This is a genomic window from Amycolatopsis sp. NPDC001319 (assembly GCF_042896185.1).
In the GTDB taxonomy this organism is placed as follows: Bacteria; Actinomycetota; Actinomycetes; order Mycobacteriales; family Pseudonocardiaceae; genus Amycolatopsis.
Genome location: NZ_JBIAWY010000015.1, coordinates 80,662 through 96,116, shown reverse-complemented (window position 1 = coordinate 96,116; position 15,455 = coordinate 80,662). Strand labels below are relative to the sequence as shown.

The window sequence follows — 15,455 nt, the reverse complement described above, 5'->3', positions numbered from 1 at the left end:
TCGGTTTCGTTCCGAACATGTTCAGGACCATCGCGTCCAACCCGACCGTTCTCGAGGTCGTCACGACGCTGCAAGGAACCTTGAGCCGGGTCCTGGACGCGCGGACCCGGCACAGCATCGCGCTGGCCGTTTCGCACGCCAACGAATGCAGTTACTGCCTGGCCATGCACACGTACGTGTCGTCCGAGTTCGGCGGTATGTCCCATGAGGACATCGAGCTGAGCCGCGGCGGGAGTTCGGTCGACCCGAAGCGCGCCGCGGCCGCCCGCTTCGCGAAACGGGTCGTCGACAGCCGGGGGCAGGTCAGCGACGCCGACCTCGCGGCCGTGCGAGACGCCGGATACACCGACTCCCAGGTCTTGGCGATCGTCACGGTGGCGGTGCAGGCCCTTCTCACCAACTTCATCAACAACGTCAACCAGACCGACATCGACATCCCCGCCGTGGACTCGGCCACCGCGCCTCGCTGACCGCGCTACCTCCACTCGCCGCAAGTTGATTCAGGAAAGATGCGATATGCAGGGCTCCGAGCTCTATGAGAACTTCATGGCGCTGCACACCCGAGACGGTGGCCTCGTCATGCCGAACGCCTGGGACGGCCTCTCGGCGCTGATGCTGGCCGACGCCGGCTTCGAGGCGATCGCGACGTCGTCGGCGGCGCTCGCCGGCACGCTCGGCCGTTCCGACGGGCGGCACGAAGTCACGCGCGACGAGCATCTCGGCCATGCCCGGCTCCTCGGCCGGCTCACCGGGCTCCCCGTCAACGGAGACTTCGAGGACGGTTACGGCGACACGCCCGAAGACGTGGCAGCGACCGTCGAAGCCGCCGTCGGCCACGGCCTGGCCGGCATCGGAGTCGAGGACACCTCGGGCATCCCCGAGTGCCCGATCCGCGACTTCGACGAGGCGGTCGCCCGCGTGCGCAGCGCCGTCGACGCGGCCAAGCGACGCATCGTCGTCACCGGCCGCACGGACAACTTCATCCAGGGACGGCCCGATCTCGACGACACCATCCGGCGGCTGACGGCCTTCGCCGAGGTCGGCGCGGACGTGGTCTATGCCCCGTACCCGCCCGACCTCGCCGCGCTCGAGGCGATCGTCGCCGCGGTCGCGCCGACGCCGGTCAACGTGCTGGTGTCACCCGCGGACAAGGTGCTGACCGTCGCCGAGCTGCAGAAGGCCGGCGTCAAACGCATCAGCCTCGGCCCATGGCTCTACACCCACGCGATGGCGGCACTCGATCAGGCCACCAAAGCGCTCGTCGCGGGTGACCTCGCGGCGGCGGCCACCGGTCTCGGCGTCGACCGCATCGGTGAACTCCTCGCGCGCGGCAAGAACTAGCCCGGACCCGGGCACTGCCCTCACCTGATTGATCACCCGAAGAAAGCAGAGGACCATGGATCTCGACAAGCTCATGAGCAAGCACCTCACCAGGGCTTTCGATCCCGGCAAGACCATTCCGGAAGAGACCCTCGAGCAACTGCTCAAGTTTCTGCGATCCGCGCCGACGTCGACGAACATCCAGCCCAATCACTTCTACGTGCTCGCCACCGCCGAAAGCAAAGAGCACCTCGTCGCCAATCTGGGCGAACGGTTTCAGGACAACGGCGAAAAGATCCTGAAAGCGTCGCACACGATCATCCTCACCACCCGGTCGGACGTACCGGACAGCCACCTCGACGAGGTGTTCGCCAAGGAGACCGCCGACGGCCGGTTCCCCGACCCGGCGAAGAACGCGATGTGGCAGTTCATGACCCGCGATTTCCTCAATCTGCGCAACTACCAGTACAAGGACCTCAACCACTGGATGGAAAAGCAGACCTACATGGTGCTGGGCATGACCATGATGGCGGCCGCCGAGCTCGGCGTGGACGCGACGCCGCTCGAAGGCTTCGATCCGACCAGCGTCGACAAGGCGTTCAAGATCCGCGAAACCGGGCACACCACCACGGTGCTGCTGGCCCTCGGTTATCCCAATCCCGAGAAGGCCTACACCGGCCCGATTTCGCGCTTCGAACCCGACCGGCTGTTCAGTTTCCTCTGAGCCGTCCTCGGTAGCGGGAACCACTGCGCCGACGCCCCCGCGGCTCGTCCGTTCGACGGAGCCGCGGGGGCGTCGAGCTCTTGGTCAGTCGGCTGCGACGAGCTCGCGCGCGGCGACGGCGATGTGTGCCGCGTCGATGCCCGCCGCGGCGAGAAGTTCCGCGGCGGTGCCGGAGCCCGGCAGGTGGCGTACGCACAGGTGGGTCATACGCAGGCCGGGGATCAGCGCCTCGAGGATGGCGGAGCCGATCCCGCCCTCGCGGTGGTGGTCCTCCGCGACGACGAAGCGGCCCTCGGTGGCCGAGGCGGCGGCCGCGAGCGTGGCGGTGTCGACGGGTTTCACCGAGTACAGGTCGACGACCCTCGCGGTGATCCCCTCGCCGGCGAGCACGTCCGCCGCGGCCAGGCACTGGTGCGCGGTCACGCCGGCGCCGACAAGGGTCACCGAGTCCTGGCGGCTGGAGCGCAGGAGTTTCGACCCGCCGACGGGGAACGTCTCGCCGGGGCCGTAGAGCACGGGGTAGGCGCCGCGCGTCGTGCGCAGGTAGCTGATGCCGGGTGTCTCGGCCATCACCTTGGTGAGGGCGACGGCGCTGGTCGCGTCGCTGGGGTAGAGAACCGTCGAGCCGTGGATCGCCCGCATCATCGCCAGGTCCTCCAGCGCCATCTGCGACGGGCCGTCGGCGCCGATCTCGACACCCGAGTGGGAGCCGACCAGCCGGAGGTTCGCCTGGGAGATCGCGGCCATCCGGATGAAGTCGTGCGCACGGGTGAGGAACGCGGCGAAGGTCGAGGCGAACGGGATTCGGTGGCGCACGCTGAACCCGACGGCCGAGGCGAGCATCTGCTGCTCGGCGATGAACATCTCGAAGTAGCGGTCGGGGTAGGTCTTGGCGAACTCGTCGGCGTGGGTGGAATTGGACACCTCGCCGTCGAGCCCGACGACCGTGGGGTGCGTCGCACCGAGCCACACCAGGGCGTCGCCGTACGCCTTGCGGGTGGCGACCTTCTCGCCCAGCTCGTAGGCCGGCCGCGGCGCCTGCTCGTTCTCCGCCGTGGGCACGGCCGCGTGGTCGCCGGTGGGCAGCGGACCGCGGACCAGGAGGTCGCTGGTTCCCCCGAGTTCTTCAACGGCGCGGGCGGCCATGTCCTCGGGCAGCGCCTTGCCGTGCCAGCCTTCGTGGTCCTCGATCTCGGAGAATCCGCTGCCCTTGACGGTCTTGGCGAGGATCACGGTCGGCGCGCCGGCGCCGGCTTCGCTCGCGGTCCGCAGGGCGGCATCGATTTCGGCCAGGTCGTGGCCGTCGATCGTGAGCACCCGGGCCCCGAATGCCTCGGCGCGCCGCGCGTAGGTCTCGGTGTTCCAGCCCCATTCCGTGGGTCCGCGCTGTCCCAGCCGGTTCACGTCGGCCAGGACGATCAGGTTCTCGAGCCGGTAGTACGAGGCCTTGTCGAGGGCTTCCCAGATCGAGCCCTCGGCCAGCTCGCTGTCCCCGCACAGGACCCACGTGCGGTAGGAGAGCCGGTCGAGGTACGCACCGGCGAGGGCGACGCCGACCCCGATCGGCAGCCCCTGTCCGAGCGAGCCGGTGGCCACGTCGACCCACGGCAGGACCGGCGTCGGGTGTCCCTGCAACCGGTGCCCGAACCGCCGGTACTCCGTCATCAGCTCAGTGTCCGAGACGACCCCGACCGCCTTGTAGATCGAGTACAGCAACGGAGAGGCGTGGCCCTTGGAGAAGATCAGGTGATCGTTGCGGTCGTCCTCGGGCCGGTCCCAGTCGTAGCGCAGGTGACGCGCGACCAGCACGGCGAGCAGGTCCGCCGCGGACATGCTCGACGTCGGGTGCCCCGACCCGGCGCTCGTACTGGACCGGATCGAGTCGACCCGCAGCTGGCGGGCGAGCTCGGCCGCCCCGGCGAGATCGAGGTCCGTGCGGGCCTGGTGCGTGGTGCCGGAGGTGCTCATCGGTGCTTCTCCTCATCGCGTGAATGCGGCCGTACGGCTTCCGCGGCCTCCCGGAACGCGAGCAGGCCGCGGGTCACGGTTGCCGGTCGTGGCGGATCATTCGCTCGTCGTGCGGGCAAAGCTGCTTGATGGGGCGCGAGCGGCCGTCCGGTTTCGGGCAACGCGCGGGTTCGTGGTTGTCGGCCGATGCCCGTCGGCGGGCCACGACCGTGATGCGTCCTCAGTGGAGGATACCCGCCTGACGACCCCGTTCCACGACCATCCGGATGATCTTGACCGACGGCCGCAGACCACCGGGTTTCCGCCCGGCGAATATTGTGTTACGTCGTCGGGAAATGGGTAAGACGCCGCTCCGGGACGGCACACACCTACGGGCCGGTGAACCGGTACGGCGGCGGGAGATGCTCGTGGATCTGGGGCGTTGTGGGGTGTGGGGCGTCGGCCTCGGCGCGGCTGAGCGGCGTCTCGCCGCGGAAGTGGCGGCCGAGCTCGAAGACGCCGGTTGGGGCGCGGTCTGGGTACCGGAGTCGCGCGAAGCCGATGTGTTCGACCAGTGTGAACTTCTTCTCGGCGTCACCCGTCGGATCAAGGTCGCGCCGGCTCTGCGGGACATCGGAACCCGCGACGCGTCCGTCGTGGCCGCTCGGCACGGCCGGCTTCGGGACGCAAGGGGCCACAGGACGTTACTGGGTCTGGCCGCGACCGGCACCGGCACGCGAACGGACCCGGTGGCGCGGATGGAGGCCTACCTCGACTGCCTCGATCGGCTCCCGGGTCCGGTCACCTGGGAAGAGCGGGTGCTGATCTGCGATCGGACGGAGATGGCCGAGCTCGCGAAACCGCGGGCGCTCGGGGTCCTCCGCCGGGTTGCGACACCGGACTGCACGGACCGGACGAGAGCGTTCCTCGGTGACGGGTCTTTCCTGGCGGTGCGGCAGGCAGTCGTCGTCATGCGGGACGCCGAAGCCGCCGAAGAGCTCGGCCGCGCCGAGCTGTCGAGAATGCTCTCGTGCCGGACCTGCGTGCTGGAGCTGCGCGGACAGGGCTTCGGCGAGGACGACCTGCGCGCAGGAGGGAGCAAACGACTCTTCGACAGCGTCATCGTCCGCGGGGATGCCGAGCAGGTGGAGGCGAGGATCCGGGACCACGTCGCAGCGGGCGCCGACCACGTCAGCCTGCACGTGCTGACCACCGGACTGGACCGGGCTCGAATCGAGTGGCGCGAGCTGTCGCCGCTCGCGGTGCACCGCGCAACCGGGTCCTGAGGCAGCAGCGGCGACGCCGTTTACGGACGCCTTCGTCCCTTCGGCACCAGGGTGGCCGGGAGGTCGCCAACGGTCATCGCTCGTGGTAGTGCGGTAACCTGGCGCCGTGGTGGAACCTCAGGATGACGTGCGGCCGACCCGGGTCACGGCGCGCGGAGAGGCGACCAAGGCGCGAATCGTGCAGGCCGCGGTCGACTTGATGACGGTGAAGGGCGTGGCCGCGACGACGCTGGACGACGTGCGCGCGGCCAGCGGCACGAGCAAGTCGCAGCTGTACCACCACTTCGCGGACAAGAACGAACTGGTCCAAGCGGTCATCGAGTTCCAAGCTCACGAAGTGCTGAACTTCCAAGGCGAACAGCTCCGCCGGCTGAACTCGATCCGCGGCCTGGAACGCTGGCGGGACGCGATCGTCCAGCGCAACGCCCTGCGCGACGGTGCGTACGGCTGCGCACTCGGGTCACTGGCGAGCGAGCTGTCCGATTCGAACGAACGGGCCCGCTCGGCGCTGGCCCAGCACTTCGAAACCTGGCTCGGCCTGCTGGCCGACGCGTTCACGAGGATGCGCAAGGACGGCAAGCTCCGCCCGGACGCCGACCCCGAGCGGCTGGCCACGGGGTTGATGAGCGCGCTCCAGGGCGGGTACCTCCTGGCCCAGACCGAGCGGGACGTCAGGCTGATGAAAGTCGGGCTCGACATGGCGATCGACTACATCCGCACCTTCCGGGCCTGACGCCCAGCCCGCAGCCCGCACCCGCTGTCCGCCATGCCACGGCGGCTCGTCCGTCACGCCGTCGATCGCCGAGCACGGCACCTCCCGGTTCGACTGCCGTCCGCGAGCGCTCATCGCGCCGCGTCGCCGTCGTGCGCGGAGGCGATCCGCTCCTTGGCCTTGGCTCTGGCGAACCCCCACACCTGCGCGGCGGTGGGTGCCGAGGGCAGCGCGATCTCATCGGCGTTGGTGACGACGTCGAGCAGGACCGGACCGTGGTGCCCGAGCGCGTCGCGCACGGCGGAGTCGACGTCCGCGGCCCGCTCGACGCGTACCGCGTGGAGTCCGCAGGCTCGGGCGATGGCAGCCAGGTCCCGGTTTTTCAGCCTGGTGCCGAACTCCGGGAGTCCGCTCTGCTCCTGCTCCTGCTTGATCATGCCCAGCCGAGAGTTGTTGAACACGACGATCTTGACCGGCAGGTCGTGGTCGACCACCGTCAGCAGCTCCCCCATCACCGGGGTCAGGCCGCCGTCGCCGCAGAGCGCGATGGTCTGGCGGGTCCGATCGAGCTGTGCCGCGCCGAGCGCTTGAGGAAGGGCGTTGGCCGTCGAGCCCAGGTTGTACGAGCCGAGCAGGCGGCGGTTGCCGCCGAGCGTGACGAACCGAGCGAACCAGACCGTCGACATGCCGGTGTCGGAAGTGAACACCGCATCGGCCTTGGCGTGCCGATCGATCGCCGCGGCGAGCACCTCCGGACGGATGGCACGCGCCCGGTTGTCGAACTGCCGGCGGACCCGCCCTGCCATGCCGGCCTCGTAATCGGGGTCCGCGAGGTGTTGCTGACGCTCGCGCCAAGTCTCGTAGCGACGGTGGGACCGGGCCAGGTGGTCGCGATCCGGCTTGGTGGTCAGCTTGGGCAGCAGCGCCTCGAGGGTGGCCGCCGAGTCGCCGACGAGGCCGAGGTCGACGGGCACCCGTCGGCCGATGTGGGCACCTTCCACGTCGATCTGGACCACCGTCTTGCCCCGGGGGTACCAGTCGCGGTACGGGAAGTCCGTACCGACCATGAGCAGGACGTCGCAGTCGTCGAGTGCGTGCTGAGCCGCGGGGTTGCCGAGCGGGCCCGGCTGGCCGACCTGGAACGGGTTGTCCTGCTCGATCTCTTCCTTGCCCTGCAACGTGAGGACCATCGGTGCGGAGAGCGCGTCGGCCACCGCGAGGACCTCTTCCCGAGCTTCCCTCGCTCCGGCGCCGACGAGCATGGTCACCTTGGCCGCGCCGTCGAGCAGGTGGGCGGCCTGGTCGAGCAGGGGCCACGTGGGAACGGTCTCCGGGCGCTGCGCGATGAACCGCGGGCCGGCCGCGGACAAGGGGCGGGCACCGATGTCACCGGGCACGGTCAGTACCGCCACGCCGCTGCGCGCGTACGCGGTGTTCACCGCCAGTTCCAGCAGGTACGGCAGCTGCGCCGGGTCGGTCACGGTAAGGCAGAACTCGGCGACGTCGCGGAATACGGCGTCGTTGTCGACCTCCTGGAAGTGGTCGCTGCCGAGTTCGGCGCTGGGGACCTGGCCGCAGACCGCCAGCACCGGTGCGTGGGACTTCTTCGCGTCGTAGAGGCCGTTGAGCAAGTGGACGGCGCCCGGGCCGACGGTGCCCATGCAGACGCCGATCGTTCCGGTCAACTGCGCCTGCGCGCCGGCGGCGAACGCGCCGGCCTCCTCGTGCCGGACGTCGATCCAGCGGAGCCGCTTTTCGAGGCGCACAGCGTCGGTGATCGGGTTCAGCGCGTCGCCCACCACACCCCAGACGGTCCTGACTCCGTGGTCGGCCAAGCTCGTCACGAGCAGGGACGCGACAGTCGTCATGGCTGTGGCCTCTCCGCGGATTTCGGGTCGAGGAAGTCGAATCGCTCGTCCTCGTCGGGACAACGAACATTATAAGTGGACTATAACGTCCATTGCCTGGCCGGCGCGCTCCGCGGTGAGTGGCGTACACCTCGATCATCGAAGAGGTAAGAACCTCTCCGTCGTGATCACTAAATCAGCGAACGGCCTTCTGCCGCTTCGATCCACCTTCCGTCGGTCCGGATTCCGGGCCGGAGTTCTCACGAGTGAGGATCACACACGATCATGGCCAAACACACGAGGGCGCGCGTCACGACGGTGGCGGCGGCTGTCGCCCTCGCAGCCGTCACGTTCACCGCGTCACCTGCGTCCGCGACGTCGGCTCGTGCCGCCGGCGGCACGGTGTTCGTTCAGACGGATTCACCCGACGGCAACGCGGTCGTCGCGTTCGACCGCATGACGGACGGCTCCCTGCGGCAGAAGGCCGTGTACCGGACCGGAGGGCGCGGTGGCGTGCTCGACGGCTCGGTGGCCGACCACACCGCTTCGCAGGGTGCCCTGACCTACGACAGCCGCCACCACCTGTTGTTCGCCGTGAACCCCGGCAGCGACTCGGTCACCGTCTTCGCCGTGACCGGCGACCGGCTCACCAAGCTGCAGACGATCGGGTCCGGTGGCACCTTCCCGGTCAGCATCGCGGTGCACGACAACCGGGTGTTCGTGCTCAACGCCCGCGCCGGCGGCTCGCTGCAGGGATTCGTGCTGCTGGCCGGGCACCTCGTGCCCGTCCCGCTCTGGCACCGCGCGCTGGGCTTCGACGCCGACGCCGCGCCCGAGTTCACCCACACCGCGGCGCAGGTCGCGTTCACCCCGGACGGCGGCTCTCTGGTCGTGAGCACGAAGGCCGCCGGCGACAGCGTGATCACCTTCCCCCTGAACCCGGTGTTCGGTCCGTCGGCCAAGCCGGTCGTCGACTCGACCGGCGCGGGATCGGTCCCGTTCGGGTTCGTCTTCGACGGCTCCGGCCGGATCCTGCTCACCGAGGCCGGCCCGAACGCGATCGTGACCGGCCGGGTCGACGGCCGGGGCAAGCTCTCGACCGGTACCCCCGTGGCGACCGGGCAGCAGGCGACCTGCTGGATCGCGGCCGCCGGTGACTTCGCCTACGTGGCCAACGCCGGCAGCGGCACGGTCAGCGGCTACCGCATCGGCGCCGACGGCACTCCCGTGAGCCTGGGCACGACGCCCGCGGGCGCCGGCACGGTCGACCTGGCCACCACGCCGGACGGCCGGTACCTCTACGCGCAGACCGGAGCGGACGGTGGCGTGTCAGCCTTCCGGATCAACCACGACGGCAGCCTGACCTCCGCCGGGCACGTCGTCCTCGACGGTGCTGCCGGCGGCGAAGGAATCGTCGCTCTGTGATCAGTCGGCTCAGGAGCCTGCCGTACGGCGGCTCCTGAGCCTTCCCGGCGCCTAACGCCGGCCATCCGTCCAAAATTCGCGACTTCACGGTGCGACAACAGGGTGTGGGCCCGTTGAAAAATCCGTGTCGCCGGGGGTTGCGCTGCGGTGCCGCTACGAGCCCGACCGACGGTGGGCGAAGCTGCCCACCGTTTCTATCGCCAGGTCGAGCCCGCTGTGAAAGTACTTCGCGTTCCGCATCGTGTGCGACAGCAGGAATCCCCCTTGGACGGCGGCCATGATCGCCGTGGACAGCGCGGCCGGATCAGCGGCCGGCGTGAGCTCACCCGCCCCCTTGATGCGCTCCAGTGCCTCCGTGACCAGTTGCTGCCACTGCCCGAACGCGGCCACCAGCGCAAGATTGCCCCGCAGGTGGTGACCGGCGAGGTGCTGGATGAGCATGCCGAGGGGGCAGCCTTCGATCGCGTTCACCGAGCCGACCAGTTCCGATCGCCACTCGCACAGGCCGTCGAGAGTTCTGACGGCGGCGAGGCTGGGCCGCTGGCCGCGCAGCACGGTTTCGAGCTGGGTTTCGACAATTGCTTCGACGATGGCATCGACGGTGTCGGATTCCCCGAAGACCATCCGGACCCGACGTGGCTCGATCGCCGCCGCCCCGCTGATCCTGGACATCGTGAGCGCACCGAGTCCGTGCCGGAACAGGAGGTCTGTCGAGGCGGCCACAATCCGGGCTCGTGGCTCCGATTCGGAGGCGTCGAGAGGGGAACAGGAGTCCCTGGTCGGATCAGACGGCATGCAGTGAAGCGTAGCCGCGCCGACGCCTGAGCAGACGTAGACCCCCTCTGAATAGTGGACTAACACGTCCAATTGAAAGGCCGGAGACGCGGCTCGGCCAGCGTGGTTTCGGATTCATATCCGGAAGGCGACTCCGAATGTGACCTGCGATGGTCACCGTTGTGGACCGGACAAAGGACGATATAGTCCACTAAGCCCCTCTTGTGGCTCCGCTGCCCGTTGCCGGCCGGAGCCTCTTCCCCTGCATCCGGAGACCGACATGAGTGACGACACGGACGAATACGACGGCGGATTCGACCTCGATTCAGGCCTCCTCGAACCCGAGGACACCCTGGACGACCTCGGCGTCGCCGACGTTCTGGACGAAGGTTACAGCCCTCCCGACCGCCCGCAGGCCGTGTTCGACTGGGGCCTCACCGCGCGCGAAGAAGCGGGCCACGAAAGTCTCGGCAGGCGCCTGGCGCGGGAGATTCCCGACGTGAGCGTGGATCCGGCCGAAGGCGACGGACTGGGCGACTCATCCGACACCGATGGCGAGCTGTACGACGACGAGGTCGGCGTCTCGCGGGCGGGGCGGCTGGTCGAAGATCCCGACGCCGACGAGCAGCGCCCGTACCTCTTCGCCGTGGACGTCGGAGTCGACGGATCCGCTGCCGCCGCGGAGGAAGCCGCGATCCACGTCGTCCCCGAATGACGGGCGGACGTCGATGCCTCGGCGACCCGCGAATCGCCGCCCCGAACGGTCTTCGTGACGGCACGGTCTCGTGTTCACCCCACAGATTGAGAGAATGACCTTGGCGCACCCCAGGAACGGGAAGGCCGTCGTCCGCCTTCCGCCGCTGGTTTCGAGTGTCGATCGCTTCACCGGCGCGGCAGTGGGCACGCAATCGGTGCTGGTGCTGGCCGACTTCGCGGTGCTCGGCGCCGCCCGGGTCCCCATCGGACTCGCGGAAAGCGTGCTGATGGTCGCCGCGGGTTTCGTCGTCCCGGTGGTCGGGGTTGCCGGCCACCTGCGGCACGCCAGCAGGCTGGGTGTGTGGTTCGTGACCGCGTCGCTGGCCTGTTCGTTCGTGCTGGGGGTGCTGTTCCACTTCGTGCTCGACACCGGTACCACCCTGCGCCGGATCCGGGTGGACGGGTTCGGAAGCCTGGCCCGAGTGTATGAAACAACGGCGACCCTTCAGGTCTTGACCGCCCTCGTCGGCGTGATCATCGCGGCGGTCGCGTGGCGCAGGCGAGCCAAGCTGCTGACCCTGTTTCCGAGGCGCACCCGCACCGCGGTCCTGTGAGTCCCGTGGCCCTTCGCGCGCCCCGGCACTGTCATCAGGAGGAAGCGGCCTCGCTCAGTGCGGGACGTGGTGCCTGTCGTGGTCCGCGAGCGTGACCTTCAGCTCCCGTCGCGAAGAGATGCCGAGCTTTCCGAAGATCTTGCCCAGGTGCCACTCGACCGTGCGCGGGCTGAGGAACAGCTGCGAGGCGATCTGCGAGTTGGTGTGGCCCTCGGCGGCCAGCCGCGCGATGTAGGTCTCCTGCCCCGTCAGCTGCGCCCTCAGCGGCACTGTGGGTGCTTCGACGGCTTCCCCGGCGGCCAGGAGCTCACGGCGGGCGCGTTCGGCGAACCCGCCGGCGCCCACGCGCCGGAAGGTGTCGCACGCGAGCCTGAGCTGGTCGACCGCTTCTTCGCGGCGGCGTTCGCGACGCAGCCATTCGCCGTGGAGCAGCTGAGCCCTGGCTCGGAGGACGTCGACCTTGCTGCGGCCGAGGTGCTCGATGGCCAGGCGGTACAGCTCGTCGGCCTCCTCGCCCCGGGCCACCAGGGCGCGTGAGCGGGCGGCGACGCCGAGCGCCATCTCCGTGCCCGTCGCGGCGGCGCGATCGGACAGCTCCCGTGCCGCGTCGATCGCGATCGCGACCTCACCGCAGCGGGCGGCGGCCTCGACCCGTTCGGCGAGGCCGTATCCGTGCATACCGATGTCGTCGTGCTCCACGGCCCAGTCGGTCGCGGCGAGCGCTTCACGATACCTGCCGAGGCTGTTGTGCAGAACGGCCGCGGCGTACTGGACGATCGGGATCACCCGGCCTTCACCGCGTTCCGTCGCGCTGTCCAGGCTGGTACGGACGAGCTCCAGGGTCCGGGCATCCTGGCCGCGGTAGGCCGTGAGGACCGGCTCGATGCACAACGGCGGCAGAGCGCCGGTGGCCTGGCTGATGGCAGCGGATTCCTCGAGCAGGGTGGCGGCCTCGTCGAATCGCCCCGCGTGCACGCAAACCCCGGCCCGGTTGGCCAGCGCGACCGGCAGCAGCGTCAGCACACCCCGTTCGCGAAGGGTCTGTACTTGCCGGGCCGCGAGGTCGTCCTCCGACTGCCGGTCCCCCAGGTCGAGGGCGATCCGGCTGGCGAGGCCGTACCAGCGCAGGCCGGCGCAATCGGCATCGGAGTCTCGCCGGAACTGCCGGACGGCGCGCATGAGAGTCGGGGCCGCGTCCGTGTACCCCTTGGTGAACCGCAGGACGAGGCCGTCGAGGAGCACGTCGACGGCGCGGGGCGGAGTCGGCGCGGGCGGGGCCGACCGCGCGGCGCGCGCCATGCCGTCCGGCGCGTTGTCCGGCGCCCACACGAGCCGGCCGGCGAACACCGAAGCCATCAGCGCCTCGAGGTAGGTCTCGCGCGACAGCAGCGGGTCCAGGTCCCGGAGGCGCTCCGCAGCCGACAGCAGCAGGCCGGGCGCGTCGCGGCCGCGGTTGAGGGCGAACGCGATCTGCGAGCGCACCAGCTCGATCCGGGCCTGCCGCAGGGGTTCCCGTGGTGCCGCCTCCGCCTGCGCGACCAGCTCCAGCGCCGCCTCCGGGGCCCCGGCGTCGAGTTTGGCTCGCGCCGCTCCCAGCGCACGGCGGGCGCGATCGACGGGGTCCGGAGTCAGCTCGGCCGCGTCGGCGAGAAACGCCGAGGCCGCGGCCGCTCCGCCCCGAGCCCGGGCGAGCTCGGCCGTCCGTTCCAGCTCGGCCGCGGTCGCCTCGTCCGGACCGGTCGCCGCCTGACTGCGCTGCCACGCGCGTTGCTCGGCATCACTGCGGGGATCGATCGCCTCGGCGAGCGCCTCGTGCACGCGTCGGCGGTCGGCGCCGCCCGCCGATCCGTAGACGGCGGACCGGATCAACGGGTGACGGAATCGTACCCGGCGGCCGATGCTGATCAGCTCCGCCGACTCCGCCGGCTCCGCCGCCGATTCGGGCAGCCCCAGGAGGCCGGCGGCCCGCCAGAGCACCGCGGCCTCCCCCACCGGGTCGGCCGCGGCGATGAGGAGGAGGAGCCGGGTGTCCGCCGGCAACGCGGCCAGATGCGTCGCGAAACTGCGTTCGATGCGGCGCGACAGCGGCCGTCCGTGTCCGACCAGTCCGAAGCCGCCGGCGAGGGCCGGCAGGTTCGCCGTGCGGGGCAGTTCCCGCAGGGCCAACGGGTTGCCCCGCGCCTCGGCGAGAATCCGCTCCCGCACCCGTTCGTCCATCGGACCGGGCATCGTCGTCGCCAGCAGGGTCCGTGAATCCCGGTCGCAGAGCCCGGTCAGAACCAGCTCGGGCAGCTGCGCCAAGCCCGCCAGAGCCGCGTTCTCCCGGCTGTCACGGACCGCGAACACCATCGCCACCGGATCCGCCCGCAACCGGCGCGCGACGATCGACAACGTCCGTACCGAGGCGCTGTCGAGCCACTGCGCGTCGTCGACGACGCACACCAGGGGTTGCTCCGTGGCCGCGGCCGCCAGCAAGGTCAGCACGGCCAGCCCGACCAGGAACAAGTCCGGCGGCTTACCCTCGGCGAGGCCGAACGCGGTGGCCAGCGCGGTGCGTTGCGGAGCCGGCAGGCGATCGAGCCCGTCGAGGTGCGGCGCGCACACCTGGTGCACACCGGAGAAGGCCAGCTCCGCCTCCGACTCCGCACCCGACACGTGGATGACCTGCAGATCGGCAGCCCGCGTGACCGCGTGATTCAGCAACGAGGTCTTGCCGACGCCTGCCTCGCCACGCACCACCAGCACGGCGCTGCGCCCGTGGCGCACCTCGTCCAGCATCTTGTCGAGCAGCTCGGCCTCGCCGCGCCGGCCGAGCAGGTCCGGATCGCCGCCGCCGATCATCGAAATCCCACGGCCGAGCCGGGTCTCATGACACTCCAGAAAGCGAAAAAAGGGCATTGAGTCACGTCAGGCTCGATATCAACGCACGGCGACGTGCACCCGATTTCGCTTCCGATCGACCGCCGCGGGGGCGCTCGGGACCGGCGTTCGCGTATCCACCCGAAGCCTTGGCCGCGCCGACCGCGCGTCGCGGGTCGATGCCGGACCGCACGAGCGAGGGATGAAAGTGAAGAAGCTTCACCTGTCGGCGGAGAGCGAACCGGTGAAGCTCCGGCGAAGCCTCGAGGTGGATCTCGGTTCGATCACCTGACACAGCCGAAGCCTAACCGCGCTTCACCGCGGAGTACACCTCACCTCGGCCATTTGTGGACTTTTGCGTCCACTGTCACAGCGGCACCGGACTGCGGACGTCGGCGGGACGCCCGCAGTCCTTTCGGTGCGGTGCTTGTGTTGTGCGCCCGGGCTAGTTGCGGCCGGCCATGACACCACCGTCGACGTCGACGATCGCGCCGGTCATCCAGCTCGCCTTGTCCGACAGCAGGAAGGACACCGCGTTCCCGATGTCCTCCGCGGTGCCGACGCGCCCCAGCGGGTGGAAGCCCGCGAAGCTGTCGACGCTTTCGTCGAGCTTGTCCGCGCCGAACACGCCGAGGTACAAGGGAGTCTTCACGACCGCAGGCGCGACCGCGTTGACCCGGATGCGGTGCGGCGCCAGCTCGATCGCGAGCGCCTTGGTGAGCGAGTGGAGCCCGCCCTTCTGCACCGAGTAGCCCGCGTGCGGGGTCGCCGCGATGCCCTGGTGCGCCCACATCGAGCCGACGTTGACGATGGCGCCGCCGTTGCCGCCGGCGATCATCCCCGAGACGACGGTCTGCGTGATGAAGAACAGTGCCCGGTTCAACTCGTTGTACGAGTCGTAGAACGCTTCGTCGTACTCGATGAACGGCTTCGGGACGAAGAAGCCCGCGGCGTTGACGAGCAGGGTCGCGTCGGCGTGCTCGGCCGCGAGCTGCTTCCGCAGTTCGGGCACCTGGCCGCGATCGGTCAGCTCCGCCGGGATACCCCACGCTTTCCCGTGCTGCGACAACGCTTCGACCGCCGCTCGGAGCTTGTCCGGGTCCCGGCCGGTGATCACCGCACTGCCGCCTCCGGCGACCACCTGCTGCGCCGCGGCCAGACCCATGCCGCTGCTGCCGCCGGCCACCACGACTTTCCGGCCCTCGAAGTTATCACTCATGACACGTTTCTTCCTTCCGCAATGACACCCGA

General features: G+C 69.8%; 13 protein-coding genes. 8 read left to right on the top strand and 5 right to left on the bottom strand.

Annotation, left to right across the window (positions count from 1 at the left end; translation table 11 throughout):
• The first annotated feature begins 17 nt into the window (after window positions 1-17).
• Genes ACFY1H_RS40990 through ACFY1H_RS40980 form a run of 3 tightly spaced genes read left to right on the top strand, consistent with a single transcriptional unit; the run spans window position 18 to window position 2,044 of the window.
• Window positions 18-470 (top strand): carboxymuconolactone decarboxylase family protein, encoded by a 453-nt coding sequence (locus ACFY1H_RS40990; RefSeq protein WP_366581816.1) that lies wholly within the window; start codon window positions 18-20, stop codon window positions 468-470.
• 46 nt (window positions 471-516) lie between these two features.
• Window positions 517-1,341, top strand: coding sequence for an isocitrate lyase/phosphoenolpyruvate mutase family protein (locus ACFY1H_RS40985; RefSeq protein ID WP_386955617.1), 825 nt, complete (start codon window positions 517-519; stop codon window positions 1,339-1,341).
• A 55-nt stretch (window positions 1,342-1,396) separates the two neighbouring features.
• Window positions 1,397-2,044 (top strand): nitroreductase family protein, encoded by a 648-nt coding sequence (locus ACFY1H_RS40980; RefSeq protein WP_386955615.1) that lies wholly within the window; start codon window positions 1,397-1,399, stop codon window positions 2,042-2,044.
• Between the two features lie 84 nt (window positions 2,045-2,128).
• On the opposite strand, the gene ACFY1H_RS40975 is transcribed toward ACFY1H_RS40980, so the two are convergent.
• Window positions 2,129-4,012: a transketolase gene (locus ACFY1H_RS40975; protein WP_386955613.1), complete on the bottom strand. Its 1,884-nt coding sequence runs from the start codon at window positions 4,010-4,012 to the stop codon at window positions 2,129-2,131.
• Window positions 4,013-4,419: 407 nt separating this feature from the next.
• On the opposite strand from ACFY1H_RS40975, the gene ACFY1H_RS40970 reads away from it, so the two are divergent.
• Both ACFY1H_RS40970 and ACFY1H_RS40965 read left to right on the top strand, forming a co-directional pair.
• Window positions 4,420-5,277 carry an LLM class flavin-dependent oxidoreductase gene (locus ACFY1H_RS40970; RefSeq protein ID WP_386955611.1) on the top strand — a complete coding sequence of 286 codons (858 nt, stop codon included), beginning with the start codon at window positions 4,420-4,422 and terminating at the stop codon, window positions 5,275-5,277.
• Between the two features lie 106 nt (window positions 5,278-5,383).
• A complete protein-coding gene (locus ACFY1H_RS40965; RefSeq protein ID WP_366581811.1) occupies window positions 5,384-6,010 on the top strand; it encodes a TetR family transcriptional regulator C-terminal domain-containing protein in 627 nt (208 codons plus the stop codon).
• 110 nt (window positions 6,011-6,120) lie between these two features.
• Here ACFY1H_RS40965 and ACFY1H_RS40960 read toward each other — a convergent pair whose 3' ends face one another.
• Window positions 6,121-7,857, bottom strand: coding sequence for a thiamine pyrophosphate-dependent enzyme (locus tag ACFY1H_RS40960; protein ID WP_386955609.1), 1,737 nt, complete (start codon window positions 7,855-7,857; stop codon window positions 6,121-6,123).
• Between the two features lie 264 nt (window positions 7,858-8,121).
• Between ACFY1H_RS40960 and ACFY1H_RS40955 the strand changes: the two genes are divergently transcribed.
• A complete protein-coding gene (locus tag ACFY1H_RS40955) occupies window positions 8,122-9,261 on the top strand; it encodes a beta-propeller fold lactonase family protein (protein WP_366581809.1) in 1,140 nt (379 codons plus the stop codon).
• 153 nt (window positions 9,262-9,414) lie between these two features.
• On the opposite strand, the gene ACFY1H_RS40950 is transcribed toward ACFY1H_RS40955, so the two are convergent.
• On the bottom strand, window positions 9,415-9,933 hold the full coding sequence (locus ACFY1H_RS40950) for a TetR family transcriptional regulator C-terminal domain-containing protein (RefSeq protein WP_366581808.1): 519 nt from the start codon (window positions 9,931-9,933) through the stop codon (window positions 9,415-9,417).
• A 382-nt stretch (window positions 9,934-10,315) separates the two neighbouring features.
• On the opposite strand from ACFY1H_RS40950, the gene ACFY1H_RS40945 reads away from it, so the two are divergent.
• A complete protein-coding gene (locus ACFY1H_RS40945) occupies window positions 10,316-10,750 on the top strand; it encodes a DUF5709 domain-containing protein (protein ID WP_386955606.1) in 435 nt (144 codons plus the stop codon).
• 70 nt (window positions 10,751-10,820) lie between these two features.
• Window positions 10,821-11,345: a hypothetical protein gene (locus ACFY1H_RS40940; protein ID WP_366581806.1), complete on the top strand. Its 525-nt coding sequence runs from the start codon at window positions 10,821-10,823 to the stop codon at window positions 11,343-11,345.
• Window positions 11,346-11,399: 54 nt separating this feature from the next.
• Here ACFY1H_RS40940 and ACFY1H_RS40935 read toward each other — a convergent pair whose 3' ends face one another.
• Together ACFY1H_RS40935 and ACFY1H_RS40930 are read right to left on the bottom strand one after the other, a co-directional pair.
• Window positions 11,400-14,186 carry an AAA family ATPase gene (locus ACFY1H_RS40935; RefSeq protein WP_386955604.1) on the bottom strand — a complete coding sequence of 929 codons (2,787 nt, stop codon included), beginning with the start codon at window positions 14,184-14,186 and terminating at the stop codon, window positions 11,400-11,402.
• A 463-nt stretch (window positions 14,187-14,649) separates the two neighbouring features.
• Complete coding sequence (locus tag ACFY1H_RS40930; RefSeq protein ID WP_386955603.1) at window positions 14,650-15,423, bottom strand: SDR family NAD(P)-dependent oxidoreductase; 774 nt, start codon at window positions 15,421-15,423, stop codon at window positions 14,650-14,652.
• Window positions 15,424-15,455: the final 32 nt, after the last annotated feature.

Coding starts and splice junctions, on each gene's coding strand:
- ACFY1H_RS40990 (WP_366581816.1), top strand. CDS start 18: ATGTTCAGGACCATCGCGTCCAACCCGACCGTTCTCGAGGTCGTCACG.
- ACFY1H_RS40960 (WP_386955609.1), bottom strand. CDS start 7,857: ATGACGACTGTCGCGTCCCTGCTCGTGACGAGCTTGGCCGACCACGGA.
- ACFY1H_RS40975 (WP_386955613.1), bottom strand. CDS start 4,012: ATGAGCACCTCCGGCACCACGCACCAGGCCCGCACGGACCTCGATCTC.
- ACFY1H_RS40985 (WP_386955617.1), top strand. CDS start 517: ATGCAGGGCTCCGAGCTCTATGAGAACTTCATGGCGCTGCACACCCGA.
- ACFY1H_RS40945 (WP_386955606.1), top strand. CDS start 10,316: ATGAGTGACGACACGGACGAATACGACGGCGGATTCGACCTCGATTCA.
- ACFY1H_RS40935 (WP_386955604.1), bottom strand. CDS start 14,186: ATGATCGGCGGCGGCGATCCGGACCTGCTCGGCCGGCGCGGCGAGGCC.
- ACFY1H_RS40930 (WP_386955603.1), bottom strand. CDS start 15,423: ATGAGTGATAACTTCGAGGGCCGGAAAGTCGTGGTGGCCGGCGGCAGC.
- ACFY1H_RS40950 (WP_366581808.1), bottom strand. CDS start 9,933: ATGTCCAGGATCAGCGGGGCGGCGGCGATCGAGCCACGTCGGGTCCGG.
- ACFY1H_RS40980 (WP_386955615.1), top strand. CDS start 1,397: ATGGATCTCGACAAGCTCATGAGCAAGCACCTCACCAGGGCTTTCGAT.
- ACFY1H_RS40955 (WP_366581809.1), top strand. CDS start 8,122: ATGGCCAAACACACGAGGGCGCGCGTCACGACGGTGGCGGCGGCTGTC.